Source organism: Synechococcus sp. CS-603 (genome assembly GCF_977929215.1).
On sequence record NZ_OZ376778.1, the window covers coordinates 2,518,324 to 2,542,638 of the forward strand.

The 24,315-nt window shown below is 64.9% G+C and carries 22 protein-coding genes, 1 tRNA gene and 1 pseudogene; 12 read left to right on the forward strand and 12 right to left on the reverse strand.

The window, feature by feature from the left end; translation table 11 throughout:
• Positions 1 to 532 precede the first annotated feature (532 nt).
• The 5 genes and pseudogenes from ACXMDM_RS13270 to ACXMDM_RS13290 all read right to left on the reverse strand — a co-directional run bounded on the left by ACXMDM_RS13270 (position 533) and on the right by ACXMDM_RS13290 (position 3,138).
• Positions 533 to 609, reverse strand: a tRNA-Met gene (locus tag ACXMDM_RS13270).
• Between the two features lie 16 nt (positions 610 to 625).
• The gene (locus tag ACXMDM_RS13275; protein WP_499569786.1) at positions 626 to 1,597 is read right to left on the reverse strand and encodes an asparaginase; all 972 of its coding nucleotides are present in this window, start codon (positions 1,595 to 1,597) and stop codon (positions 626 to 628) included.
• A 21-nt stretch (positions 1,598 to 1,618) separates the two neighbouring features.
• Positions 1,619 to 2,122 carry a CGLD27 family protein gene (locus ACXMDM_RS13280; RefSeq protein WP_071799946.1) on the reverse strand — a complete coding sequence of 168 codons (504 nt, stop codon included), beginning with the start codon at positions 2,120 to 2,122 and terminating at the stop codon, positions 1,619 to 1,621.
• Positions 2,123 to 2,156: 34 nt separating this feature from the next.
• A pseudogene (gene rsfS / locus ACXMDM_RS13285) lies at positions 2,157 to 2,510 on the reverse strand (ribosome silencing factor); the annotation flags it as partial.
• The gene (locus ACXMDM_RS13290) at positions 2,503 to 3,138 is read right to left on the reverse strand and encodes a DUF3318 domain-containing protein (RefSeq protein ID WP_071801891.1); all 636 of its coding nucleotides are present in this window, start codon (positions 3,136 to 3,138) and stop codon (positions 2,503 to 2,505) included. The gene ACXMDM_RS13290 and the pseudogene rsfS, both read right to left, overlap by 8 nt.
• 116 nt (positions 3,139 to 3,254) lie before the next feature.
• Here ACXMDM_RS13290 and carB point away from each other — a divergent pair, with 116 nt between their 5' ends.
• Both carB and ACXMDM_RS13300 read left to right on the forward strand, forming a co-directional pair.
• On the forward strand, positions 3,255 to 6,605 hold the full coding sequence (gene carB, locus ACXMDM_RS13295; protein WP_071799947.1) for a carbamoyl-phosphate synthase large subunit: 3,351 nt from the start codon (positions 3,255 to 3,257) through the stop codon (positions 6,603 to 6,605).
• Positions 6,606 to 6,633: 28 nt separating this feature from the next.
• Positions 6,634 to 7,320 carry a DUF3386 domain-containing protein gene (locus ACXMDM_RS13300; protein ID WP_071799948.1) on the forward strand — a complete coding sequence of 229 codons (687 nt, stop codon included), beginning with the start codon at positions 6,634 to 6,636 and terminating at the stop codon, positions 7,318 to 7,320.
• Between the two features lie 66 nt (positions 7,321 to 7,386).
• Here ACXMDM_RS13300 and ACXMDM_RS13305 read toward each other — a convergent pair whose 3' ends face one another.
• Together ACXMDM_RS13305 and ACXMDM_RS13310 are read right to left on the reverse strand one after the other, a co-directional pair.
• On the reverse strand, positions 7,387 to 7,617 hold the full coding sequence (locus ACXMDM_RS13305) for a DUF6447 family protein (protein WP_071799949.1): 231 nt from the start codon (positions 7,615 to 7,617) through the stop codon (positions 7,387 to 7,389).
• A gap of 45 nt (positions 7,618 to 7,662) precedes the next feature.
• Positions 7,663 to 9,402: an ABC transporter ATP-binding protein gene (locus ACXMDM_RS13310; RefSeq protein ID WP_071799950.1), complete on the reverse strand. Its 1,740-nt coding sequence runs from the start codon at positions 9,400 to 9,402 to the stop codon at positions 7,663 to 7,665.
• 50 nt (positions 9,403 to 9,452) lie between these two features.
• Between ACXMDM_RS13310 and ACXMDM_RS13315 the strand changes: the two genes are divergently transcribed.
• Together ACXMDM_RS13315 and tpiA are read left to right on the forward strand one after the other, a co-directional pair.
• On the forward strand, positions 9,453 to 9,638 hold the full coding sequence (locus tag ACXMDM_RS13315; RefSeq protein ID WP_071799951.1) for an RNA-binding S4 domain-containing protein: 186 nt from the start codon (positions 9,453 to 9,455) through the stop codon (positions 9,636 to 9,638).
• Between the two features lie 31 nt (positions 9,639 to 9,669).
• Positions 9,670 to 10,410, forward strand: coding sequence for a triose-phosphate isomerase (gene tpiA, locus ACXMDM_RS13320; RefSeq protein WP_071801892.1), 741 nt, complete (start codon positions 9,670 to 9,672; stop codon positions 10,408 to 10,410).
• Here tpiA and ACXMDM_RS13325 read toward each other — a convergent pair.
• Positions 10,386 to 10,646, reverse strand: a complete 261-nt coding sequence (locus ACXMDM_RS13325; protein WP_071799952.1) for a hypothetical protein — start codon at positions 10,644 to 10,646, stop codon at positions 10,386 to 10,388. The genes tpiA and ACXMDM_RS13325 overlap by 25 nt on opposite strands.
• Here ACXMDM_RS13325 and ACXMDM_RS13330 point away from each other — a divergent pair.
• From ACXMDM_RS13330 to ACXMDM_RS13355, 6 genes are read left to right on the forward strand one after another with little or no spacing between them, the layout of a single operon-like run.
• Entirely contained in the window at positions 10,639 to 10,875 is a 237-nt protein-coding gene (locus tag ACXMDM_RS13330) for a pentapeptide repeat-containing protein (RefSeq protein ID WP_233830996.1), read from the forward strand. The two genes, ACXMDM_RS13325 and ACXMDM_RS13330, sit on opposite strands and share 8 nt — an antisense overlap.
• Positions 10,866 to 12,005 carry an HlyD family secretion protein gene (locus ACXMDM_RS13335; RefSeq protein ID WP_083544355.1) on the forward strand — a complete coding sequence of 380 codons (1,140 nt, stop codon included), beginning with the start codon at positions 10,866 to 10,868 and terminating at the stop codon, positions 12,003 to 12,005. Before ACXMDM_RS13330 ends, ACXMDM_RS13335 begins: the two co-directional genes overlap by 10 nt.
• Positions 11,983 to 13,929: an ATP-binding cassette domain-containing protein gene (locus ACXMDM_RS13340; protein WP_071799954.1), complete on the forward strand. Its 1,947-nt coding sequence runs from the start codon at positions 11,983 to 11,985 to the stop codon at positions 13,927 to 13,929. Before ACXMDM_RS13335 ends, ACXMDM_RS13340 begins: the two co-directional genes overlap by 23 nt.
• A complete protein-coding gene (locus ACXMDM_RS13345) occupies positions 13,926 to 15,053 on the forward strand; it encodes an ABC transporter permease (RefSeq protein ID WP_071799955.1) in 1,128 nt (375 codons plus the stop codon). Before ACXMDM_RS13340 ends, ACXMDM_RS13345 begins: the two co-directional genes overlap by 4 nt.
• Entirely contained in the window at positions 15,050 to 16,186 is a 1,137-nt protein-coding gene (locus tag ACXMDM_RS13350; RefSeq protein WP_233830998.1) for an ABC transporter permease, read from the forward strand. Before ACXMDM_RS13345 ends, ACXMDM_RS13350 begins: the two co-directional genes overlap by 4 nt.
• A 41-nt stretch (positions 16,187 to 16,227) precedes the next feature.
• Positions 16,228 to 16,731: a cation efflux transmembrane domain-containing protein gene (locus ACXMDM_RS13355; protein WP_071799956.1), complete on the forward strand. Its 504-nt coding sequence runs from the start codon at positions 16,228 to 16,230 to the stop codon at positions 16,729 to 16,731.
• Positions 16,732 to 17,007: 276 nt separating this feature from the next.
• On the opposite strand, the gene ACXMDM_RS13360 is transcribed toward ACXMDM_RS13355, so the two are convergent.
• On the reverse strand, positions 17,008 to 18,171 hold the full coding sequence (locus tag ACXMDM_RS13360) for a glycoside hydrolase family 10-like protein (RefSeq protein WP_071799957.1): 1,164 nt from the start codon (positions 18,169 to 18,171) through the stop codon (positions 17,008 to 17,010).
• 271 nt (positions 18,172 to 18,442) lie between these two features.
• Here ACXMDM_RS13360 and folP point away from each other — a divergent pair, with 271 nt between their 5' ends.
• Positions 18,443 to 19,318, forward strand: a complete 876-nt coding sequence (gene folP, locus ACXMDM_RS13365) for a dihydropteroate synthase (RefSeq protein WP_233831000.1) — start codon at positions 18,443 to 18,445, stop codon at positions 19,316 to 19,318.
• 5 nt (positions 19,319 to 19,323) lie between these two features.
• Here folP and katG read toward each other — a convergent pair whose 3' ends face one another.
• From katG to ACXMDM_RS13380, 3 genes are all read right to left on the reverse strand, one after another.
• Positions 19,324 to 21,525 (reverse strand): catalase/peroxidase HPI, encoded by a 2,202-nt coding sequence (gene katG, locus ACXMDM_RS13370; protein WP_071799958.1) that lies wholly within the window; start codon positions 21,523 to 21,525, stop codon positions 19,324 to 19,326.
• 222 nt (positions 21,526 to 21,747) lie between these two features.
• On the reverse strand, positions 21,748 to 22,518 hold the full coding sequence (locus ACXMDM_RS13375) for an SDR family NAD(P)-dependent oxidoreductase (RefSeq protein ID WP_071799959.1): 771 nt from the start codon (positions 22,516 to 22,518) through the stop codon (positions 21,748 to 21,750).
• A gap of 103 nt (positions 22,519 to 22,621) precedes the next feature.
• Complete coding sequence (locus ACXMDM_RS13380; protein ID WP_071799960.1) at positions 22,622 to 23,227, reverse strand: nitroreductase family protein; 606 nt, start codon at positions 23,225 to 23,227, stop codon at positions 22,622 to 22,624.
• 130 nt (positions 23,228 to 23,357) lie between these two features.
• On the opposite strand from ACXMDM_RS13380, the gene ACXMDM_RS13385 reads away from it, so the two are divergent.
• The gene (locus ACXMDM_RS13385) at positions 23,358 to 24,311 is read left to right on the forward strand and encodes a glutathione S-transferase family protein (protein WP_071799961.1); all 954 of its coding nucleotides are present in this window, start codon (positions 23,358 to 23,360) and stop codon (positions 24,309 to 24,311) included.
• Positions 24,312 to 24,315 lie beyond the last annotated feature (4 nt).

The window sequence follows — 24,315 nt, forward strand, 5'->3', positions numbered from 1 at the left end:
GCTAAACCAGTGGCAGCAACGAAGGCAGACGCCTGGAGCAGGCCAGGGGTGCGGCCGGCCGCACAGAGATCAACAACAGAGAAACAACGCAGAGAACAACTGAGCCACTAGCAAACAACCAGCAAGAATAAAACAGCCATCAAGAATCAAACAGCGCTAAGTATCAAAAGGCGTCGAGAATCAAGCAGCTGTCAAGCACGAAGCCAACAACAAAGATTTAACGTCCGCCAGAAACGAAGCCGCTGATGGATCAATAGTCCAATTTAAATCATTCTCAGGTTCGGGATTTTCAGCTTCAGTCCATGAATCGCTGGTTATTGCGTTGCCCTCAAAGACAACCCGATTGCTGCGGCGCCAGCACCAATCAGAGATCGAAGAGGCCAAGTGCCATTCCAGGCAAGCCATCTAGAAAGGCATTCCAGTCAGCCCATCTAGGCAAGCCTTCCAGTCATGCCAACTCGATCACGCTGAGCATCAGCCGCCCAGCATCAAAAAACCCCCAGATGCTGAACCAGCATCTGGGGGTTTGAAGTGGTGGCGGGGAGGAGATTTGAACTCCTGACCTTCGGGTTATGAGCCCGACGAGCTACCAGACTGCTCTACCCCGCGCCGCTCTGGAATCTTATCAGTCGAAGCGCAGCTCCCCTTGCACCGCCAGCTCCAGACCCAGGCCAGGCGATAGGAACTGCTGGCCGAGTTCTTCCAGTGCGAGCGGGGTGAGCCAGTCAAGTTGCTTGAGCAGATGCAGCGCCACGGCCTGTTTGGCCCGGCTGGCGCCGTCTTCCACCTTGATCGCCAGGCCCAGGCCCTCGCCCATCCGGGCCAGACACTGAATCCCCTCGGCGCCACCCTTGCTGACAACAAGACCGTGGCTGCGGCGCATCAGCTCGGTGTCGAAGCGGCCTTCGCCCGCCACAAGCTCAGGGTGCGCCAGCATCGCCCGGCTCAGCCGCTCCAGCTCAGGCTGCTCGGAAGCCCCCAGGTGGGCGAACAGCAGAGCCATCTGGGCGAGCTGCATCTGCAGGGTGGGGGCGCCACAGTCATCGCGAGCGGCGACCAACTCCGCCCCGGGCAGGCCCAGCAACTCACCCACTTGCTTGAGCAACTGCTGCTGCAGGGGGTGGTCGGTCTGCAGGTAAGACTCCAGCGCCCAGTTCATCCGCCGGCAGGTGGCTAGAAAGGCGGCATGTTTTCCCGAGCAGTTGTGCTCCAGGGGGCTGGCGCCTGGTCGGGGCTGTGGGCACTGCAGCCGTTCAGCCTCCAGATCGGCACTCCAGAGAATCTTGAAGGCTTCGCGGGCCTGGGCGGGGGTGCCGGTATGGGAGGAGCAGGCGATCGCCAGGCCCCGATCACCGCTGCCGGTCTGGTCGGCGGCGCCGCTGCTCACGCACATCTGGGCCTGGAAGGGCTTAAGGGCCGAGCGCACGAAGCTCAGCTGCTGGGGGTCACCCGCCCGCATTAATACCCGCCCGCGCTGGTCGCAGACCACCGCATGCACCCGGTGCACCGACTCGGCAATGCCGTTCCTGAGCAGCAGCACCTCCAGGGGAGGAACCCCAGGGCGTTGGGGTGAGCTGAAGCTGGAGGGCAGGGTCATCGCCACATCGTCAGTGCTTTTTCAAAGAGCCTGGCAGAGCCCGGTACCGAGCAGAATTAAGCCCGCGGCCAGCCCCAGTCCCAGTTCAAGCCGCGCCAGCACGGGACGGACTTCATGCAGGGCCACCAGCAGATCCTGCTGGCGCCACGCCAGGGGCTTCTCCCACACCTGGCCGTCATACCAACCGGATTCTTCGTACTCCACCCGCTCAGATCGCAGGCGCCTGTGCACGTAGCTCCAACCCAGCCATTGACGCAGCAACAAAAACACCGCCGGCAGCACGGCGAAGACGGCAGCCACCAAAACGAGCCGGGGAAGGTTGTGACGCAGGGGCCAGCTGCCACTGGCAATCAACAGAGAGAGCGGCAGGCTGATCAGCCAACACCAGGCCAGGGGGCGGATCAGGCCAGAAGCCTTGACTGCCGGCCAGGTGAAAAACCAGGACGCACAGAGTTGGCGGTACTCCTCAAGGGGCCGCTGGTTCGTCGGCACCGGACAGGGTGGGGACGGGCAGGCCTGATCCATGGGGGCGCAACGGCGGAATCTCGTCGGGCGGGAAGGAGCTTGAGCTTAAGAACGGCACCTGTTCGCCGTGCCCCCAGAACGCTTCGAGGTCGTAATACTCACGATCGCGGGCGCTGAGCACATGGACGATCAATTCGCCGTAGTCGAGCAGAACCCAGTGGCCTTCACGCTGACCCTCCTTGCCGCGGGGCAGGCGGGTGGCTTCAAGCTCCAGACGGTCTTCGACCGAGCGGGCAATCGCCCGCACCTGAACATCGGAGAGGCCGGAGCAGATCACGAACCAGTCGGCCAGTGACGACACCTCATCCACCCGGATCAGGCAAATATCCACGGCCTTGCGGTCGTCGCAGGCCTCGGCAGCCAGCCGGGCGAGCTGATCACTATCCATAGACGTTCTCACTGGTGACGGACTGGCGACTTCCCTGCTGTTGGGCCATTTCGGCACGCGCTTTCTCCGCACTCTTGCGCAGGGCTTCGAGGCGGTCTTCGTAGAAGGAGCGTTTGCGTTTCTTGCGGGTCTGTTCCACCCGCTCTTTCAGGGCGCCACCCAGGCTCTTGTAAGCGTTGGGCAGGCTGTAGCCGAAGCGGGTGGCCAGGGAAATGGCCCGCTCGTCGGCGGCAATGGCGTCCTGCAAGCGCTTCTCAGAGTTGTTCTTGAGATACAGCCGGTAGCCGGCAAATCCCGAGAGGCCCATGGCCATCATCAGCAACAGGCCGTCCTGCACCCAGAGCTCACCGATCGCACCGCCCAGGCCGATCGCCAGGGCGGCCATCTCCCAACCGTCACGGGGCACCGCATCGTTCTGCACCCGGCCCACCTCGTGCCAGAAGAGCAGGTTGCGGTGATCGAGGGCCAGCTGATCCCACTGATCGAGATCCACCTGGATCTCCACCTCATCGCGACCAATCTCTTCGATCGAGATCAAGGCAGGATCGGCAGAGGCGGCGGCTTCCACAAACACCCAGCTCTGCATCTCCGGAGGGAGGAGCCCCTTCAGGCGCTGGAGTTCGCTCATGAAACCGGCGGACATCGTTTCGATCCTGCATATTAGCGAGATCGGCCGCCAGCGAAGGGCAGCAGAACCATCGGGGTGCGTGAGAGGCTAAGCCCGTTTGGCCCCTCACCCATCCCATGCCCCGACGGTCGGATCTGCGTCGCATCCTGCTGCTGGGTTCAGGGCCGATCGTGATCGGCCAGGCCTGCGAATTCGATTATTCCGGCACCCAGGCCTGCAAGGCACTGCGGGATGAGGGTTTCGAGGTGGTGTTGGTGAACTCCAACCCGGCTTCGATCATGACCGATCCGGAGATGGCGGATCGCACCTACATCGAACCGCTCACCCCCGACGTGGTGCGGCAGGTGATCGAACTGGAGCGCCCCGATGCCCTGCTGCCCACCATGGGCGGCCAGACCGCCCTGAACCTGGCGGTGGCCCTGGCCGAAGACGGCACCCTTGAGCGCTTCGGTGTCGAGCTGATCGGCGCCAACCTGCAGGCGATCCAGAAGGCGGAAGACCGGCGCCTGTTCAAGGAGGCGATGGAGCGCATCGGCGTGGCGGTGTGTCCGTCCGGCATCGCCTCCTCGCTGGAGGAAGCCGAGCGGGTGGGCGAAGAGATCGGCACCTACCCCCGCATCATCCGGCCGGCCTTCACCCTCGGCGGCTCCGGTGGCGGCATCGCCTACAACCCCGAAGAATTCCAGGCCTTCTGCAAGAGCGGCTTAGAGGCCAGCCCGGTCAGCCAGATCCTGATCGAGCGCTCGCTGATCGGCTGGAAGGAGTTCGAGCTGGAGGTGATGCGTGATCTCGCCGACAACGTGGTGATCATCTGCAGCATCGAGAATCTCGATCCGATGGGGGTACACACGGGCGATTCGATCACCGTGGCGCCGGCCCAGACCCTCACCGACCGCGAATACCAGCGCCTGCGTGACCAGTCGATCGCGATCATCCGCGAGATCGGCGTTGAAACCGGCGGCAGCAACATCCAGTTCGCGATCAACCCCGCCAATGGCGATGTGGTGGTGATCGAGATGAACCCTCGGGTGAGCCGCTCCTCGGCGCTGGCCTCAAAGGCCACTGGCTTCCCGATCGCCAAGATCGCCGCCCGCCTGGCGGTGGGGTACACCCTCGACGAAATCCTCAACGACATCACCGGCGCCACCCCGGCCTGCTTCGAGCCCACGATCGACTATGTGGTCACCAAGATTCCGCGCTTCGCCTTCGAGAAGTTCCGCGGGTCGCCTGCGGTGCTGAGCACCTCGATGAAGTCGGTGGGGGAGGCGATGGCCATCGGCCGCTGCTTCGAGGAATCGTTCCAGAAAGCCGTGCGCTCGCTCGAAACCGGCCATGCCGGCTGGGGCTGTGACCGCCCCGATGAACCCCTGGAGCCCAGCGACCTGGAGCGGATGCTGCGCACCCCTGCCCCGGATCGCATCTTCGCGGTGCGCGCCGCGATGGTGGCCGGCCGCAGCGACGCCGACATCCACCGGCTGAGCGCCATTGATCCCTGGTTCCTCGCCAAGCTCAGGCGGCTGATCGAGGCCGAAAACCGCCTGCTGCACGGACGGACCCTGGAGCAGCTCGCGGCAGCGGAGCTGCTGGAGCTGAAGCAACTGGGCTTCTCCGATCGCCAGATCGCCTGGGCCACCAGCAGCGACGAGCTGAGCGTGCGGATCCGGCGCCAGGCCCTCGGGGTGAACGCCGTGTTCAAGACGGTGGACACCTGCGCCGCCGAGTTCGAATCCAGCACCCCGTATCACTACGCCACCTATGAGCGACCCCTGGAACGGCTGACGGGCGCTGGTCAGATCGAGCAGCTGCCAGCGCAAGACGAAGTGAGGCAGGAGAAACGGCGCAAGGTGATGATCCTCGGCGGCGGTCCCAACCGGATCGGCCAGGGGATCGAGTTCGACTACTGCTGCTGCCACGCCTCGTTTGCCCTGCGCGGCGACGGCTTCGCCACGGTGATGGTGAACAGCAACCCGGAAACCGTCTCCACCGACTACGACACCAGCGACCGCCTCTACTTCGAGCCGCTCACCCTCGAGGACGTGCTCAATGTCATCGAAGCGGAGCGACCTGAAGGGGTGATCGTCCAGTTCGGCGGCCAGACACCGCTCAAGCTCGCCCTGCCCCTGCTGCGCTGGCTGGCCACGCCGGAGGGGCTGGCCACCGGCACCAGGCTGTGGGGCACCTCACCTGAATCGATCGACCAGGCCGAAGACCGCGAGCAGTTCGAGGCGATCCTGCGCCGGCTGGAGATCCGCCAGCCCCGCAACGGCCTGGCCAGAACCGCTGACGAAGCCAGGGCGGTGGCGGCGGCCGTGGGCTACCCCGTTGTCGTGCGTCCCAGCTACGTGCTGGGCGGCCGCGCCATGGAAGTGGTCTTCGATGAAACCGAACTCAACCGCTACATGGTGGAGGCCGTGTCGGTGGAGCCCGACCATCCGGTGCTGATCGACCAGTACCTGCAGAACGCGATCGAGGTGGATGTCGATGCCCTCGCCGACCGGGAAGGCCGGGTGGTGATCGGCGGGCTGATGGAGCACATCGAGCCGGCAGGCATCCATTCCGGCGATTCGGCCTGCTGCCTGCCGGCGGTGTCGCTCGGTGCCGGAGCGCTGGCCACGATCCGGCAGTGGTCCAGGGAGCTGGCCCTCGCCCTCCAGGTAACCGGCCTGATCAACCTGCAATTTGCGGTCCAGCTCGATGCCGAGGGGCGCGAGCAGGTGTTCATCATCGAGGCCAATCCCCGCGCCTCACGCACGGTGCCGTTCGTGGCCAAGGCCACCGGCGTGCCGCTGGCCAAGATCGCCAGCCTGCTGATGGCCGGCCACACCCTCGCTGAGCTGGGTCTCACCGAGGAGCCCAAGCCGCCGCTGCAGAACGTCAAGGAGGCGGTGCTGCCGTTCAAGCGCTTCCCCGGCGCTGACACCCTGCTGGGCCCGGAGATGCGCTCCACCGGCGAGGTGATGGGCAGCGCCGCCGGCTTCGGCATGGCCTATGCCAAGGCCGAGATCGCCGCCGGCGATGGGCTGCCCACCACTGGCACGGTGTTTCTCTCCACCCACGACCGCGACAAGCCTTCGCTGTTGCCGGTGGCCCGGCGCCTCGCTGAGCTGGGCTTCGCCCTGATCGCCACCAGCGGCACCGCCCTGGCCCTGCAGGAAGCCGGGCTGGAGGTGGAGCCCATCCTCAAGGTTCATGAGGGGCGGCCGAACATTGAAGATGCGATTCGCTCGGCCCGCATCCAGCTGATCATCAACACCCCGATCGGGCGGCAAGCGGCCTTCGACGACGGATACCTGCGCCGCGCCGCCCTCGACTATGCCGTTCCGACGGTGACCACCCTGGCCGGTGCTCGGGCGGCAGTCGAAGCGATTGCCACCCTGCAGAGCGAGCCGCTCACCCTCTCGGCGCTGCAGGACATCCATCCGGCTCTGGGACTGGGGAAACACAGGCCAAGCCTCCAGGCTCCCTAAGATCGCATCCATCTCTGATTCGATTGTTTTGACCATCTCCGCCCCCGCCAGCACCGCCCCAGGCACCGACCTGCGCGAGCTCTTCCAGGCGGCCTACCAGAACCGCTACACCTGGGAACCGGGCTTTGGCGGCTACGCGGGCCGTTGCGTCTGGGAGCAGGAGGGCCAGCGCGCCGAAGGCCGTTTCATGGTGGGCGCCGACCTCAAGGCGAACGTGGAGGGCATCGACGACGAGACCATCAGCAAAGCGGTGGGCTCCCAGCTCTGGGAGGTCTGCATCCACCGGGTGCGCCGCAGCTTCGAGCAGACCCACGGCGCCAACACCTTCACCGCCGGTGACACCAATGAGGTGGGCGTTGAGGTGATCGTGGGCGGCAAGAACAGCGGCGATCGCTATCGCATCGCTAACGATGTGGTGACGATGGTGCACCGCCACATCCACGGCACGGTGGTGACGATCTACACCGGCAGCACCACCGACACTGGTGCCGGCTACCTCAGCCACACCTACAGCAGCCTCTACACCGACCCCGCCAGCGGCGCGGCCAAAGGTGGCAAGAGCAGCTTCACCGACACCTTCGTGCCACTCGGCGGCCAGGGCCCCTGGGTGCTGAGCGAACGGGTGATCGCCACCGAGGCCTTCAGCGGAGCCGATGGTGAAAGCCAGCCGGCCAGCCGTCAGACCTTCCGTTTCGAAGAGCTCACGGCCCATTGAGCCCGCTGGCTTGAATCCCCAACGGTTGCTTCACGAAAGGTGGCTGAATTAGCCTCCAGCCGCCATTCAGCCGCCTTCGGGAAGCGCCGTGATGCCCTTGAGGCGTTCGTTGAGCTGGAACGCCATCGACTGCCGCCCAACCGCCAGCACCTTGAGGGTGTCTTCGTGGAAACGCAACTGGGCATCCGCCACCTGCATGCCACGCACCAGTTCCTTCACATCGTCTGGAAGGGTGTTGAGGTCGTAGCGCTTGCCCTCGAAGGTGAGCACCGGCGGGAGGGAAGCAGGATTGGTCAAGGCAGTAGCAAGCGAGGTGAGTGAACGTTACGGCCCGCCTGGCCCTCAGGCCGCGACCCGGATCAGCTGTCGATTGCAGAGTTCACGGTAACGGCCGTCGCGGGCCATCAACTGGTCGTGGCTGCCCTGCTCAACGATGCCACCGGCCTCGAGCACCAGGATCTGGTCGGCTCCCTGCACGGTGGCGAGGCGATGGGCAATCACCAGCACGGTGCGACCAGCCATCGCTTGCTCCAGGCCCTGTTGCACCGCCTGCTCGGATTCAGCATCGAGGGCGCTGGTGGCCTCATCGAGCAGCAGCACGGCCGGGTTGCCGAGCACGGCCCGGGCAATCGCCAGCCGTTGCAGTTGACCGCCGGAAAAATTGCTGCCCCGCTCCTCGATCCGGGCCGCGTAGCCACCCGGCAGGGCTTCGATGAAGTCAGCGGCATTGGCCAGCCGTGCTGCCTGGCGCACCTGCTCGCTGCTGGCTGGACGTCCGAAGCGGATCGCCTCTGCCACCGTTCCGGAGAACACGGAGCTCTGCTGGGGCACCAGGGCGATGGCACGGCGCAGATCGGCGGCGCGCAGGCCGGCCAGGTCCTGGCCGTCGAGCAGCACCCGACCGCGCTGGGCGGTGTTGAAGCGCAGCAACAGGGAAAAGAGGGTGCTCTTGCCGGCTCCCGACGGCCCCACCAAGGCGACGAGCTGGCCAGGGGCCGCTGTGAGCTGGAGGTTGCGCAACACCGGTTTGGTCGGGTCGTAGCCGAACCAGACGCCCTCCAGGCGCAGCTCCCCACGCACCGAGCCCAGCGGCCTGGCATCGATCGGATCGGGAGTTTCCACGGCCTCCGCTTCAATCGCCCGTAGGCGCCGCAGCGAGGCCTGACCCTGCTGAAACTCGTTGTAGTTGGTGGTGAGGTGGGAGATCGGATCGATCAGCATCAGCAGGGCCGCCACATAACTGCTGAACCCCTGGCTGTCGAGGCCTCCGGCCTGGATCCGCGAGGCGCCGATCAGCAGCACCGAGAGGATGCCGGCCGCTTCGATGAAGCCCACCACGGGGTGTTGCAGGGCCAGCAGCTTGAGGGTGCGGTAGCGGGCACGGCGGTGCAGGTCGATCTCCTGCTCGAAGCGTTGCTGCAACCAGGGTTCAGCGGCGTAGGCGCGCACCAGCGGCAGACCGCTGATCGCTTCGCCCAGCAGCCCCGCCAGTTCACTCACCTGTTTCTGGCTGCGTTCGGCAGCGGCCATCACCCGGGCACCGAAGGCACTCACCAAGACCGCCACCAGCGGGGCCAGCAGCAAGGTGGCCATCGACAGCTTCCAATCCAGGAAGACCATGTAGCCGAAGACCACCACCAGCTGCAGCAGGCTCGGGGTGCTGTCTTGGATGGTTTTGTAGATCACTTCACCGACCCGGTCGGCGTCCTCGGTGAGGCGATAGGTGAGATCGCCGGCCGAGAGCTTCTCGAGCGCGCCGAATTCCAGCTTCTGCAGGCGGGCGAACAACTGGCTGCGCAGGGCCTGGCTGACCTGCAGGGCCGGGGAGGCCAGCAGGGTGTCCTGGCCGAACTGGGCCAGTTTCTGCAGCAGAAACACCGCCAGGGCCTGCAGGATCACCCGCAGCACGGTGGGGAAATCGCCGGCACCGATCGCCGGGATCAGCTGACCGGCCAGCCAGGCCAGCAGGGGCCAGCAGGCCACAAACACCAGCATGCAAACCCCTCCGGCCCAGAGCCGGCGGCGATGGGGCTTCAGCAGCGGCAACAGACCACGGAAGCCGGCCGGGGAGGGTGCGAGCATCGGCAGACCTTATCAGCGCTGTTTCAGTGCCCCCGCCTGCGGCTGAACCCATGCGCCTGGATCAATTCCTCAAATGGCAAGGGCTCGTGGCCACAGGCGGCGAGGCGAAGTTTCGGGTGCAACAGGGGGAGGTCCAGGTCAATGGGGACGTGGAGCTGCGCCGGGGCCGCCAGCTCACCCCGGGCGACAGGGTGACGTTCGGGCGCCACAACCTGGAGGTTCCTGCCTCCACCTAAGTTGGCCATCGCTCCACTGGTAAGGGTTCCTGTGCATAAAGCGGTGATCGCCGGCAACTGGAAGATGCACATGACCTGCGCGCAGGCCCGGGCCTACGCCCAGGCGTTCGCACCTCTGGTGGCACACATCCCCGGCGACCGGGACGTGGTGCTGGCCCCCCCGTTCACCGCGATCGAGGCGCTCAGCCAGGCGCTCTCCGGCAGTGGGGTGAAGCTCTCCAGCCAGAACGTTCACTGGGACAGCGGCGGGGCCTACACCGCTGAAATTTCAGCTGAAATGCTCCTGGAGCTCGGCGTGTCCTACGCGATCGTGGGCCACAGCGAACCCCGCAAATTCCACTGCGAAAGCGACGAGCAGATCAACCTGCGGGCCCGCAATGCCCAGGCCGCCGGCCTGATTCCGATCGTCTGCGTGGGCGAAACCGAGGCCCAGCGAGAAGCCAGCGAAACCGAGCGGGTGATTCGCCGCCAGGTGGAGCAAAGCCTGGAGGATCTCGATGCCACCCATCTGGTGGTGGCCTACGAGCCGATCTGGGCGATCGGCACCGGCAAGACCTGCGGCGCCGAGGAGGCCAACCGCATCTGCGGCCTGATCCGCGGCTGGGTGGGCCATCCCGAGGTGGTCGTGCAGTACGGCGGATCGGTCAAACCCGACAACATCGACCTGCTGATGGCCCAATCCGACATCGACGGGGTGCTGGTGGGTGGCGCCTCGCTGGAGCCAGCCAGCTTCGCCCGCATCGCCAATTACCAGGTGGCCGTGAGCGCCTGAATACCGTGCGCTTGGCCTGGGGCCAACAACCGTCCGAGTTCGGGGCGCTCTGCCTGAAACAGACGCCTGGGGAGTTCCTTGAACAGCAGGAAACCCGAGAACTGCGACACGCAGGAGCTCACCAGAGTGTTCTCGTCGGCCTGCTTCTCCTCGGGGCTGAGGTCTTGGAGACGGTTCAGCGGCACCTTGCGATCAAAGTGGCCGCGGTTGAATTCGCTCTCCATTTCGTTGAGCACCGCCTCGAAGGCCGGGCGCTGGCCGTTGGGGTCGTTGCATGCCGCCTTCCCGATCTCGATGGAGCAGAAGCGGCGTGAGCAGGTCCTCGCGCAGTTGCGCGGGGCTAGCTTGCGCGAAGATTGTCTCTACGGCACCAACCTGCGCAACGCCGATCTGACCGCTGCCGATCTCAGCGGCGCCTGCCTGGTGGACGCTCGCCTGCCTGTCGGTCCCAAGGGATGCGGCTGAAGCTGCTGATTGGTGGTGGGGTGATCCTCGCGGTGGCTGGACTGGCGGGCTGGCTGTGGCTGGGGCGATCCAGCGGCGGCCCTTTGAAGCTGAGTGGACGCATCGAGGGCTACGAAACGGATCTCGGGGCCAGGATCGGCGGCCGTGTGGCTGAGGTCACGGTTCGCGAGGGGGAGCGCGTCAAGGCCGGGCAGCTGCTGGTTCGCCTCGATGACGAGGAGGTGCGCGCCCGCCTGCGCGGCGCCCAGGCGCGGCTGGCTTCCTCCCGCCAGCAGTTGAGCCAGGACCGCTCTCAGATCGATGTGGTCGACAGCCAGATCCGCGAATCCCGCCTGACCGTGGCCCAGGCCGAGCAGGACAACCTGGGCCGGGTGGTGCAGGCCAAGGCCTACCTGGCCAGCGCCGAAGCCCAGCTGGCCCAGGCCCAGGCCCAGCAACGGCTGGCCAAGGTCACCCTGGGGCGCACGGACTCGTTGGTGCGGCAGGGTGCCGCTTCGCGCCAGTCGCTGGATCAAGACCGCACCGCCCTCGAAACCGCCGAAGCCGTGGTGACCGCCCAGCAGCGCCAGGTGGAGGCGGCCCGCGGCGCCCTGGCGCTGGCCGCCTCCACCGGTCTCAATCCCTCCATCCGCGCGGCCCAGCTGCAGGCCCTGGGTGACCAGCGCCAGCGCGCCCTCTCCCGGGTGCTGGCCGCAGAGAGTGATGTGCGCAGTGCCCAGGCGGCGGAGCAGCAGGTGAAAGCGGAAGCCGCTTACTTGAGCATCCGCTCGCCCCTGGCCGCCGTGGTGATCTCCCGCAGCGTCGAGCCTGGTGCGGTGGTGGCCAGCGGCCGCATCCTGCTCACCCTGCTCGATCCCGCCACGGTGTACTTGCGCGGCTTCATTCCCCAGGGGGATCTCGGCCGGGTGCGCCTGGGGCAACGGGCCCGGATCTTCCTGGATTCCGATCCCAGCCAACCGCTGGCAGCCCGAGTGGTGGAGGTTGATGCCCAGGCCTCCTTCACTCCCGAGACCATCTATTTCCAGCGCGACCGGGTGCGCCAGGTGTTCGGTCTCAAGCTGGCGATCGACAACCCGGCCGGTAACGCCAAACCGGGCATGCCCGCCGATGCCGAAATCCTCACCCCCTGATCCCGCCGCCGCCACCGCTGTGGTGGTGAGCGTGGTGGGGCTGCACAAGCGCTACGGCAGCCGCCCGGCTGTGGCCGGTCTGGAATTCAGCGTGCGGGCCGGGGAAATCTTCGGGCTGATCGGTCCCGATGGCGCCGGCAAAACCAGCACGTTTCACATCCTCGCTGGGGTGATCGAGCCCAGTGATGGCCAGGTGCGGGTGCTGGGCCGGCCGCCCCACGAGGCCCGTGAGCGGATTGGCTACCTGACCCAGCAGTTCTCCCAGTACCCCGACCTCAGTGTTGAGGAGAACCTGCGCTATGTGGCCGGCCTGCGGCTGGTGCCCACCGAGCTCTGGCGGGAGCGGCGCGGCTCCCTGCTCAGACGCCTGGGTCTGGAGCCCTTCGCCGATCGTCTGGCCAGCCAGCTCTCCGGTGGCATGAAGCAGAAGCTGGCCCTCTGCTGCGCCCTGATCGACAGACCCCAGCTGTTGCTGCTCGATGAACCCACCACTGGAGTGGATCCGGTGTCGCGCCGCGACTTCTGGGACGTGCTCACCACCCTGGCGGAGGAGGGGGTCACGATCGTGGTGGCCACCCCTGATCTGGTGGAGGCCGAGCGCTGCCACCGCATCGCCCTTGTGCAGCAGGGGCGCCTCGAGAGCCTGGGCAGCCCGGCTGAGCTGAAACGGGAGCTGGGCCTGAGCCGGCTGGAGCTGCGGGGGGCTGCGCCGGTGGCGGCTGAACCGCTGCTGCGCGGTGGCGCGATCGTTGACGTGCAGACCTTTGGCGATCGGCTCGATCTGCTGGTGAACGATGCGGCCGCGGGCGAAGCCCAGGTGCGAGAGCTGTTTCGCCAGGAGGGTTTGCCGCTGCAGGAGCTGCGCCGCAGCAGCCCAACACTTGAGAATGTGGTCGTGATCCGCCAGCGCCGCCAGGCCGGGGAGCTGCCGCTGCTGCCCTTCCCCCAGCCCCAGGCCGTGCGCCGCCACCGCTCCGATCTCGCCATTGACGCCCGCAACCTGAGCCGCCGTTTCGGGAACTTCGAGGCCGTGCGGCAGCTGACGCTGGAGATTCGCTACGGCGAGATCTTCGGTCTGCTGGGGGCCAATGGTGCGGGCAAGACCACCACGATCAAGATGCTCTGCGGTCTGCTGGCCCCCAGCTCCGGCCAGATCGTGCTGGCGGGGGAGTCGGAGCAGCTGCGGGGGCCGGATCTGCTGCGGCGGATCGGCTACATGAGCCAGAAATTCACCCTCTACGACGATCTCTCGATCCGCGAGAACCTGGAGTTCTACGCCGGGGTCTATGGCATTCCCGGCCCCCTGCGCCAACCGCGCATCGACTGGGTGATTGCCAGCTGCGGCCTCCAGGGCCAGGAGCAGATGCTCACCGCGCGGCTGCCCGGCGGTTGGAAGCAGCGGGTGGCCTTCGGTGCGGCAGTGCTGCACGATCCGGAGGTGCTCTTTCTCGATGAGCCCACCTCCGGGGTGGATCCCCTGGCGCGGCGCCAGTTCTGGAGCCTGATCAACGACTTCGCCCGCCGCGGCACTGCCATCTTGGTGACCACCCACTACCTGGAGGAAGCGGAGCAGTGCAACCGGCTCTGCTTCATGGTGGCCGGCGAAAATGTGATCGAAGGCAGCCCCGAAGCGATCAAGGCTGCCCAGCCGGGTCAGGTGCTGGAGCTGGTGTTGCCGCCGGATCAGCTCCAGCGCGCCACCCTGCTGCTGCGCCGCCACTGGCAGTCGTGGCGGGTGAGCCGTTTCGGGGATCGGCTGCATCTGGTGCTGGATGATCCCGAACGGGAGATCGAGACGCTGCGGCCGCTGCTGGCCCAGGCGCAACTCAGCCTGGAGGAGCTGCGCCCGGTGCCCCAGTCGCTTGAGGATGCCTTCATCGGCACGGTGCAGCGGGCCCAGGCGCCAGAGAAGGAGCAAGCGTGAAGCGAATCCTGGCCCAGTGCCGCAAGGAGCTGCTGCAGTTCCGCCGCGACCGGCTCACCCTGGGGCTGGCGTTTCTGCTGCCGCTGCTCACCCTGCTCATTTTCGGTTTCGCCATTCGCCTCGAAACCAAGGTGATCCCGATCGTGGTTCAAGACTTCGATCGCAGTCCGCTCAGCGCCGCCTACACCGATCGCCTCTTCGCCACCGACCAGTTCAAGGCCGCTCCCTGGCTGGGCAGCGGCGACCCGGTGGCCGCTGCGATCGATCGGGGCCTGGCCAAGGCGGCGGTGATCATCCCGCCGGAATTCAGCCGCCGCATCAAGGCCGGTCAGGCGGTGGAGGTGCAGGTGCTGGTGGATGGCACCGACGCCAACAACGCCCGGGTGATCCGCAACAGCATCCAGGGCATCACGGCCTTCTTTCTCTCAGAGAAGGAGCTGCTCAACAATCCGCCGCCGGTGCGGGCGCTGACGCGGCTGTGGTTCAACCCCGGCCGTAAGGAGTCGCTTTACATCGTGCCGGGGGTTTATGCCGTGGTGCTCTGGATCTTTCCCTCTCTGCTGGCCGCTATCGCCATGGTGAAAGAGAAAGACAAGGGCACAATTTTGCAGGTCTATGCCTCGGGGATCCGCCCATCGGAGCTGCTGCTGGGTAAGTCCCTGGCCTACCTGCTGGTGGGGGTGAGTGTGGCTGTGGTGGTGATGGGGCTGGGCGGTCTGATCTTCCAACTCAGCTTCGCGGGCGACCCAACACCGCTGCTGGTGGGCACCACGCTGTATCTGGCGGCGGCGGTGCTGTTCGGGTTGTTACTGGGGGTGCGCAGCGCTAACCAGAATTCGGCGGTGCAGGGGGTGTCGCTGCTGGGTTTTCTCTCGGCCCTGCTGCTCTCGGGCTTCATTTATCCGCTCAGCAATATTCCGCCGCCGCTGTCGCTGGTGTCGGCCTTGATCCCAGCGCGATATTTCATCGTGATCAGCCGTGATGCCTTTGTCAGGGGAACGGGCTGGGCCGGTGTCTGGCTGGATGTGCTGATGATCCTGGCCCTCGGGGCGCTGCTCTACGTGGCCACGTTGCGCTCGCTGGGCTCCCTGCAGCTGGCCGATGGCGGCGAGGGTGGGTCGTGAGGATCCTGCGTCACTGGTGGCGGGTGCTCTCGGTCAGCCGCTTCTGGGCCCTGGTGCGCAAGGAGGTTCAGCAGATCCTGCGCGACCGGCAGCTGATCAAGTTGCTGATCATTCCGCCCACGTTGCAGCTGCTGATCTACGGCTTTGCCCTCAACCCCGAGGTGCACAACCTCAAACTGGGGGTGGTTGATTACGCGCAGGTTGCGGCCAGCCGGGAGCTGGTGTCGGCCCTCACCGCCAACCGCATCTTTCTGGCTTCCTCCTATCCCCGCAGTGAGCGGGAGCTGGCCCAGCAGGTGGAGCGCGGCGAGCTCACCGCCGGCCTGGTGATCCCACCGAACTTCAGCAGGCGGCTGGCGGTTGGCGACACCGCCGAGGTGCAGGTGTTCATCGATGGCGTCGACGCCAACAGCGCCGGCATTGCCAACGGTTACATCCAGCAGATCCTGCGCCGCTTTCGCCCGGAGCCGGGGGCATTGCCGCCCAGCGCGCCGGTGCGTACCCAGGTGAGCTTTCTCTACAACCCCGGCCTTACCAGCAGTTGGTTCTTTGTGCCGGGGGTGATCGGCATCGTGCTCACCTTGATCGCCACGCTGGTGTCGGCGGTGACGCTGGTGCGCGAGAAGGACACCGGCACGCTGGAGCAGCTGCTGATGACCCCAGCTGCGGCCTGGGAGATCTTGATGGCCAAGATCCTGCCTCTGGTGCTGCTGCTGATGGGCGATGTGCTGCTGGCGCTGTTGCTTGGCCGGCTGGTGTTCGGTGTGCCGATCCGCGGCAATCTGCTGCTGCTGTTGACCCTCTCGGGCCTCTATCTGTTTGTGGGGATCGCTGTGGGGATCATGCTCGCCACGGTCTGCCGCTCCCAGCAGCAGGTGATGCTCACGGCCTTCTTCATCACCCTGCCGATGATTCAGACCTCCGGGGCGATTGCTCCGATCGAGAGCATGCCGGCCTTCTTTCAGGTGCTCTCTCTGCTCAACCCCTTGCGCCACTTCATCGCGATCCTGCGCGGGTTGATGCTCAAGGGTGTCGGCCTGGAGGCCCTCTGGCCCCATGCCTTGGCCCTGCTGGTGATGGCGCCGCTGCTGATGGCGATCAGCGTGTCGCGCTTTCGCAGCCAACTGAGCTGATCGGCGTCAGTTTGGCGTCAGACATCGTTTCAGTCCCCGCCATGGCCCCAGCTCCTGCCGACCCTGGAGAGTCCGCCAACCCGGCGGTGGGGTTCGGCTGGGGGGCGGAGCGGCTGAGCACGCGGCCGGCCACACCTCGCTTCACCTATGGCTTCGGCCGCAGCACCCAGCTGGCCTCGCTGGTGAATGCGGTGCTGATCAGCTCCCTGCTGGTGGGGCTCACGGACTGGGGCTGGCTGGACCCGCTCACGGCCATCGGCGTGGGTCTGGCGGTGGCCTGGAGTGGTTGGCAGTTGCTGCGCGATGCGTTGATGGTGGCCCTGCGCTCCCTGTCGGCGGTGGTTGACGTGCATCACCTGCATGTCTGGGCGATGAGCACCTCCCAGAACGCCCTCACGGCCCGCATTATTCGCCAGCCAGCTGGGGGCAACGACATGGAGCTGCTGCATGAGGCCAAACAGCGCCTGGCCCGCATTGGCATCGCCCACAGCACCCTGCAGATGGAGCTACCACCAGCACGCCTGCCGCCGGCAGCCCAACTCTGAGCAACACTCAGATCTGATGTCTTAACGCCAGGGCGCTGGCCTACTCCAGCTTCTGGGCCAGGGTGGTGAGCATCTGATCAAGGTAACGCTCGGGAATCCCTTGGCGACGGGCGATTTCACCGGCCTGGAGCAGGCCATCGCCTCAATGAACATCAGCCAGCTCGATCAGGGCCACCAAGGGGTACTCCGTTTTGGTGCTGAAACTCACTGATCACCGCGTGCCCCCACCATCCTGACAAGGGATCTACGTTTTTTGCGTGGGGTTTGGGGTGGACGTCACAGCGGCGCACGCGGTGCGGGGCTGGGGAACAGGGAAAGGAAGCCTGCGCGGCGCAGATCTTCCGCTTCGGCGGTGGCATTCCAGAGCGATTCGAAATAGAAGAACGCCACACCCATGCCTTTCTGCTGGACCGTCTGCACCTGAGCCTGAATCAGCTGCATTGGTGCTGGCTTGGTGCGTAGCCCCGTCATCACTCCGATCGCGGTGGGAATCTTCTTCTGGGTTTCCGCGAGTTCGGGGCGGGCCACCTCGGTGGCGAAGCTGGCCACATCAGGCCGGTAGAGCTGCACGATCACTTCATCGACGATGTTGCGCCGCACCCAGCCTAGCCAGTCCTGCAACTGCAGCTTGTAGGCGAAGTCGTAGTAGTTGGGAGAAACGGAGACGATCGCATTGGCTTTTTTGGCTTTCACAGCTTTGTGCAGATGGACCATGAAGGCTGAAATCTTGTCAGCGCGCCACTTGATCCAGGCCTGATCCATCGGGTTGCTCGGCACCGCGCGCTTGGTTTCCCTGGTGTAAAGCGCTTTGGTGTAACTGTCGTAGCCAAATTCATTGGGCAGGCTCATGTGGTCATCGAACTGGATGCCATCGCCGTCGTAATTACCCACCACTTCCAGCACTAGTTCGGTGATGAACTGCTGCACCTCAGGCCTGAATGGATTCAGCCAAACCACTTCCCCTGCCGCGCTGATTGAGGTGCGGCTTCCGTCTCGCCGCTCAGTGAGCCAGGTGGGGTGTTTGAGGGCCAAGTCCGAGAATGGCGGCGCCATGAAGCCGAATTCGAACCAGGGAATCACGAGCATGCCTTTGGCATGGCCCTCGCTGATCACATCGGCGATAATGTCTTGGCCTTCCAAGCCTTTATAGGAAAACGACTGAATCTTGCGGTCCCTGGTGACCTCGCTGGTATGGATGGCGTAGCCGGAATTCCAGACCACCGGATAAACAGTGTTGAAGTGCATCTCCTTCAACTGATCCATCGCCGCTCGCAACTTGGTGCGATCACGCATGGTGGTCATGTCGTTGGTGGTCATCCAGACCCCCCGGATCTCGGCGCGGGCGCCCTCGGCGGCCGTAGGGGCGGGCAGAAGCGGCACCATCGCCAGCAGCAGCCCGCAGAGCATCAAGACCGGCAGCAGCCAACGCGTTCGTTTCATGGCGCCGTTTGGATCAAAAGCCGGCTGACGCTAGCGGCAGTTGGCGCCCTTCCCCAGAGCCAGAACTTGTCGGCCGTAAAGGCCAGCAGGTTCCGAAAACGGAGGGGGTGGGATTCGAAGCCGGCGAAGGCTCCCGCTTCCCTTCGCCGGTTTTCAAGACCGGAGCCATCACCCACTCGACCACCCCTCAAAGGGCCCTGTCAGTTTCCCATGCAACCCACGCCTGGGGGGCTGGGGCTGAGGATGAATCGCGCCAACGGCAGCACCGACCATGGCCTCCACCAGCGCAGCGTCGGCTCCAGAGGCCGCTCTCCCCTGGGGTTCGCGCACCTACGTGATGGGGGTGATCAATCTCACCCCTGATTCCTTCAGTGATGGTGGCCGTTTTGATCGGCCTGCAGACGCCCTGCATCAGGCCCGAGCGATGCTGCGCCAGGGGGCGGATCTGCTGGATCTGGGGGGGCAGAGCACCCGGCCCGGCGCCATGGAGATCAGCGCCGAGCAGGAGCTGGAGAGGGTGTTGCCGGCCCTGGAGCTGATGCGCTCCGCCTGCGCGCAGCCTGGCGGCCCCCGCTTCTCGATCGACACCTTCCGATCAGGGGTGGCCGCCGCTGCCCTGGCCGCCGGAGCCCACTGGATCAACGACGTGAGCGGCGGTCGCCGTGACCCCGCCATTCTTGGCGTGGTGGCGGAATTCGGCTGCCCTTACGTGCTGATGCACAGCCGCGGCGATAGCCGCAGCATGGATGGCTTGGCCGTGTATGGCGATGTGGTGGCCGAGGTGCGCCAGGAGTTGCTGCGCGCCACAGACATCGCCCTGGCGGCCGGGGTGCGGGCCGATCAGCTGATCTGGGATCCGGGGCTCGGCTTTGCCAAAAACACCGAGCAGAACCTGGCCCTGCTGCGGGGCTTGGCGGAGCTGCGCCGCGAAGGGTTCCCCCTGCTGCTGGGCCCATCGCGCAAACGGTTCATCGGAGCGGTGCTCAACGAACCCAGGCCCCGAGCCCGGCTGTGGGGCACGGCGGCCGTCTGCGCCCAGGCGATCACGCTGGGCACCGATGTGCTGCGGGTGCATGACGTGGGCCCGATTGTTCAGACCGCCCGGATGATCGATGCGATCGTCCGCCCGCCTTTGGCGCTGCGTTGATCCCGTCAGCAGGAGCTTTGCGAAACCAGATCACGGCTCATCACCTTGCTCCAGGCCGCCACGAAATCAGCCACGAACCTGGCGGATCCATCGTTCTGGGCATACACCTCCGCCAGGGCCCGCAGCTGGGAGTTGGAGCCAAACACCAGATCAACGCGGCTGCCGCTCCAGCGCAGTTCGCCGCTGTGGCGGTCACGCCCTTCAAAGCTGTCTGCGGCTTCAGAGGTTGGCGTCCACACCGTGGCCATATCGAGCAGGTTCACGAAGAAGTCGGTGCTGAGCGTGCCTGGCCTGTGGGTGAACACCCCATCGGTTGAGCCGCCGACATTGGCGCCGAGCACCCGCAGCCCTCCCACCAGCACGGTCATCTCCGGCGCACTCAAGCCGAGCAGCTGGGCCCGATCAATCAGCAGTTCCTCCGCCCGCACCGTGAAGCTGCGCTTCTGATAATTGCGAAAGCCATCGGCCTGGGGCTCCAACACCGCAAACGACTCCACATCCGTTTGCTCCTGGGAGGCATCGCTGCGGCCGGGGCTGAAGGGCACCTCCACGGCATGACCAGCGGCGCTGGCCGCGGCTTCCACCGCTGCGCCACCGGCCAGCACGATCAGATCCGCCAGCGACACCTGGGTGCCATCAGCCTGAGCGGCATTGAAACGCTGCTGAATCCCTGCCAGCACCGCCAACACCCGCGCCAGTTGCTCGGGCTGGTTCACCTCCCACTGATTCTGGGGGGCCAGGCGCAGGCGGGCGCCATTGGCGCCGCCGCGCTTGTCGGAGCCGCGATAGGTGGAGGCCGACGCCCAGGCCGTCGCCACCAGCTCCGCCACCGAGAGCCCTGAAGCCAGCACCTGGGCCTTGAGTGTGGTGATGGCGGCGACACCGATCAAGGAGTGGTTGATCGGTGGAATAGGGTCCTGCCAGATCAGATCTTCGCTGGGCACTTCGGGGCCGAGATAGAGCGCTTTGGGGCCCATGTCGCGGTGGGTGAGCTTGAACCAGGCTCGGGCGAAGGCATCAGCAAAGGCCTGCTGATCCTGGTGAAAGCGGCGGGAGATCGGCTCGTAGATCGGATCGAAGCGCAGCGACAGATCCGCGGTGGTCATCATCGGCCGATGCCGCTGTGTTGGGTCGTGGGCGTCAGGAATCAGGTGCTCATCGCGCACATCCTTGGCCCGCCACTGCCAGGCGCCGGCAGGACTCTTCTCCAGCTCCCACTCGTAACCGAAGAGCATCTCGAAGTAGCCGCGATCCCAGGTGGTGGGGTTGGGTTTCCAGGCCCCCTCGATCCCGCTGGTGGTGGAATCACTGCCCTTGCCGCTGCCGAAACGGTTGTGCCAGCCCAGCCCCTGCTCTTCAATGCTGGCCGCCTCTGGGGCGGGCCCCATCAGCTCAGGACTCCCGGCTCCATGGGCCTTGCCGAAGGTGTGGCCGCCGGCAACCAAGGCCACGGTTTCCTCGTCGTTCATCGCCATGCGGGCAAAGGTTTCGCGCACATCGCGACCCGAAGCCACCGGATCGGGCTCGCCATTGGGGCCTTCCGGGTTCACATAGATCAAACCCATCTGCACAGCGGCGAGGGGGTTCTCCAGCTCGCGTTCGCCGCTGTGGCGTGCATCACCCATCCAGCTGGTTTCGTTGCCCCAGTAGATGTCTTCCTCCGGTTGCCAGATATCGACGCGCCCACCCCCGAAGCCGAAGGTGGGGAAACCCATCGACTCGAGGGCACAGTTGCCCGTGAGCACGATCAGATCAGCCCAGGAGAGGCGGTTGCCGTACTTCTGTTTGATCGGCCAGAGCAGCCGCCGGGCCTTGTCGAGGTTGCCGTTATCAGGCCAGCTGTTGATCGGAGCAAAGCGCTGGTTGCCGGTGCCCCCACCGCCACGGCCATCCCCGGTGCGATAGGTGCCGGCGCTGTGCCAGGCCATGCGGATGAACAGACCGCCGTAGTGCCCCCAGTCGGCGGGCCACCAGTCTTGGGAGTCGGTCATCAGGGCGTGCAGATCCCGCTTGACGGCAGCGAAATCCAGCTCGTTGAAGGCCTCGGCGTAGTTGAACGCTGCCCCGAGCGGATTGGAGGCCGGTGCGTGCTGATGAAGGATGGCCAGGTTGAGCTGGTGGGGCCACCACTGCCGATTCGACTGATCCCCGGCGGTTGTGGGCGCGCCGGAGCGGCCCGCCAATGGGCACTGGCTGATGGCAGTCATCGACGGTTTCCTAGCAAGGGACGTGGGCTGGCGTCATCCCTCTCGACCGTATTAAGCAACGCCGGGGGGAGCAGGTGCCCAACACAATCCTTAGCGGCTGAGGGACCAGGCTAAGTGGCTCGATGCTCAGGGATTCCCTGCCTGCGTTGTCGGCTCTCTGACTCGAGGCAAATCAGAAACGAGCCCGATCATGGTCATCGCCAAGGTCGGCCTGCACGCACTCTAAGGAGCGATTGTCATGCCTCCATCCAAAGAAAGAGAGACCCCCTGAACAAAATCCGATGCGGCACTGGCCAGGAATAAGGCCACATTGGCTACTTCTGACGGCTCTCCAAAGCGATGCAGGGGTATTCTTTGCTCTTTCGATTGTCTGGGTTTTTCCATGGAAGGACTGTCCCAGATGTCATGGCCCATTTTGGTCAGGATAACAGTCGGGCAGAGTGCGTTGATATGAATATTGTGTGGCCCCCATTCAACGGCCATGGTCCTGGTCAGTTGGTTGAGGGCTGCCTTTGATGCCGCATATGCACCTAGTCCAGGAGTGCCGATGAAGGCTCCAATCGATGAGATGTTGACCACTTTGCCGTGTCCCCTCTTGATCATCTGGGGAACAATGGCCTGAGAAAGAATCAAGGCTGAGCGAAGATTGACTGAAAATACATCACTCCAGTCGTCCTGTGTGATTTCAAGGATCGACTGAACCCTGGCGATGCCGGCATTGTTGACAAGGACATCCCATTCCGGGGAAAAGGCTAGTGCTCTTTCACCTGCTCGTCCTGCTCCCTCGATCGACGAAACGTCTTCTTCGATCACCCAGCAGTTGCGATGATTGTTCTCGACAATACCTTTGATCCTGCTCAGTCCCTCTTTGTCCCTGCCGATCACTCCGATGTCTGCTCCAGCTTCGGAGAATCTTTCAGCGATTGCCGCACCCAGGCCTTTGGAGCCTCCCGAAATCAATGCCTTTTGGCCATCGAGTCGAAAATCTTTCATCCCTGTCTTCTTCTCCAGATCATGTTTGACTTCAGCTCCTTTCGGTGCTGGTTTCTGAACCTTCGAAATGAATTCGTTTCGATCCTCTCAACTCTTGCCAGGGTCAGAATCCGTTGTCAACCACCAGGGTCTCTAGGGCCAACTGGCCCGGCTTCGGGAGGGGGTCCTGGGTGCCCTTGCCGATGGCCACCATCGGCCCCATCACGTGATCCTCGGGCAGGTGAATCAGTTCAGCGAGCTTCTCGATCTCGAAGCCGATCATCGGGCAGCTCTGATAACCCAGGCCAGTAGCGGCCAGCATCAGGGTCTGCATCGCCAGACCGATCGAGCGCTGGGCCTCATCGCGCTGAAGCCACTCCCGGCCTTCGTGGAAGGGGCCCATCCAGCCCACCAACAGATCAGCCACCGGCTGGGGGGCATTGGCCCAGTAGCGCTCGGGTTGCTTGCTCCAGGCCTTGAGGTCTGCGGTGAACAGCACCAGCAGCGAAGCGTCGGTGATCTGGGCCTGGTCGTTGCCGTAGTCGCGGCGGATCCTGGCCCGCAGCGCCGGATCGCGCAGGATCACGAACCGCCAGTGCTGGATGTTGAAACTGCTGGGCGCCTGGATGGTGATCTCCAGCAGCCGCCGCTCCTCAGCAGCGCTGAGGCGATGGTCGGGATCGAAATGCTTCACCGCCCGCCGGGCATCGATGGCGTCGATCACATCCATGGCAGGAAGGGCAGGGTTGGCGGCGCTGTGACCCTACAGGCTGTTTTTGCCATCCTGCAGAGCCCTTAGCTCCAAGGGGCAATCAGAGGGCAAAGTCGCTCGTTACCCTGGGCGCCGCTGCAACTCGGGCATGGGTTTACTGGTGGATGGGGTCTGGCGCGACCAGTGGTACGACACCAGCAGCAGCGGTGGCCGCTTCATCCGCTCCACCGCGCAGTTCCGCCACTGGATCACGCCGGATGGCCGGCCCGGCCCCACTGGCGAGGGGGGCTTCCGAGCCGAAGCAGGTCGCTACCACCTCTACATCTCCCACGCCTGCCCCTGGGCCCATCGCACGGCGATCTTCCGCAGCATCAAAGGGCTCGCCCCGATGCTCTCGCACTCGGTGGTGCACTGGCAGATGGCAGACCAGGGCTGGACATTCGCAGCCGGCGACGGGGTGATTGCCGATCCAATTCAGCACGCCAAGGTGTTGCACGCGATCTACACCAGCGCCGATCCCGGCTACAGCGGTCGCGTCACGGTGCCACTGCTCTGGGATAAGGAAACAGGGCAGATCGTGAACAACGAATCCTCGGAAATCATCCGGATGTTCAACAGTGCCTTCAATGACATCGGCGCTGATCCTGGCGACTACTACCCCGAGGATCTCTGGGATGAGATTGATCAAATCAACCAGCTCATCTACGAAACGGTGAACAACGGCGTCTACCGCTGCGGATTTGCCACAACTCAGGAGGCCTACGACGAGGCGATCCAACCCCTGTTCGCCACCCTCGACCTGCTCGAGCAACGGCTCTCCGATCAGCCTTACCTGGTGGGCAGCCGCATCACCGAAGCTGACTGGCGCCTGTTCACCACCTTGGTGCGCTTTGATCCGGTCTATGTGGGGCATTTCAAATGCAACCTGCGCCGCATCGTCGACTATCCCAATCTCTGGCGCTACGTGCGTGAGCTCTATAGCTTTCCCGGTGTGGCCGAAACCGTGAACATGCAGCACATCAAAGGGCATTACTACCAGAGCCATCCCACCATCAACCCGTCCGGCGTGGTGCCGGCAGGGCCTTTGATCAACTGGACGTAGCCGT

Bases quoted from the DNA above. Each gene is read 5' to 3' on its own strand.
- ACXMDM_RS13280 (WP_071799946.1), bottom strand. From the start codon at position 2,122: ATGGATCAGGCCTGCCCGTCCCCACCCTGTCCGGTGCCGACGAACCAG.
- ACXMDM_RS13290 (WP_071801891.1), bottom strand. From the start codon at position 3,138: ATGAGCGAACTCCAGCGCCTGAAGGGGCTCCTCCCTCCGGAGATGCAG.
- ACXMDM_RS13360 (WP_071799957.1), bottom strand. From the start codon at position 18,171: ATGAAACGAACGCGTTGGCTGCTGCCGGTCTTGATGCTCTGCGGGCTG.
- folP (WP_233831000.1), top strand. From the start codon at position 18,443: ATGGCCTCCACCAGCGCAGCGTCGGCTCCAGAGGCCGCTCTCCCCTGG.
- ACXMDM_RS13355 (WP_071799956.1), top strand. From the start codon at position 16,228: ATGGCCCCAGCTCCTGCCGACCCTGGAGAGTCCGCCAACCCGGCGGTG.
- ACXMDM_RS13335 (WP_083544355.1), top strand. From the start codon at position 10,866: ATGCGGCTGAAGCTGCTGATTGGTGGTGGGGTGATCCTCGCGGTGGCT.
- ACXMDM_RS13385 (WP_071799961.1), top strand. From the start codon at position 23,358: ATGGGTTTACTGGTGGATGGGGTCTGGCGCGACCAGTGGTACGACACC.
- ACXMDM_RS13310 (WP_071799950.1), bottom strand. From the start codon at position 9,402: ATGCTCGCACCCTCCCCGGCCGGCTTCCGTGGTCTGTTGCCGCTGCTG.
- carB (WP_071799947.1), top strand. From the start codon at position 3,255: ATGCCCCGACGGTCGGATCTGCGTCGCATCCTGCTGCTGGGTTCAGGG.
- ACXMDM_RS13340 (WP_071799954.1), top strand. From the start codon at position 11,983: ATGCCGAAATCCTCACCCCCTGATCCCGCCGCCGCCACCGCTGTGGTG.
- katG (WP_071799958.1), bottom strand. From the start codon at position 21,525: ATGACTGCCATCAGCCAGTGCCCATTGGCGGGCCGCTCCGGCGCGCCC.
- ACXMDM_RS13380 (WP_071799960.1), bottom strand. From the start codon at position 23,227: ATGGATGTGATCGACGCCATCGATGCCCGGCGGGCGGTGAAGCATTTC.
- ACXMDM_RS13315 (WP_071799951.1), top strand. From the start codon at position 9,453: ATGCGCCTGGATCAATTCCTCAAATGGCAAGGGCTCGTGGCCACAGGC.
- ACXMDM_RS13375 (WP_071799959.1), bottom strand. From the start codon at position 22,518: ATGAAAGATTTTCGACTCGATGGCCAAAAGGCATTGATTTCGGGAGGC.
- ACXMDM_RS13275 (WP_499569786.1), bottom strand. From the start codon at position 1,597: ATGACCCTGCCCTCCAGCTTCAGCTCACCCCAACGCCCTGGGGTTCCT.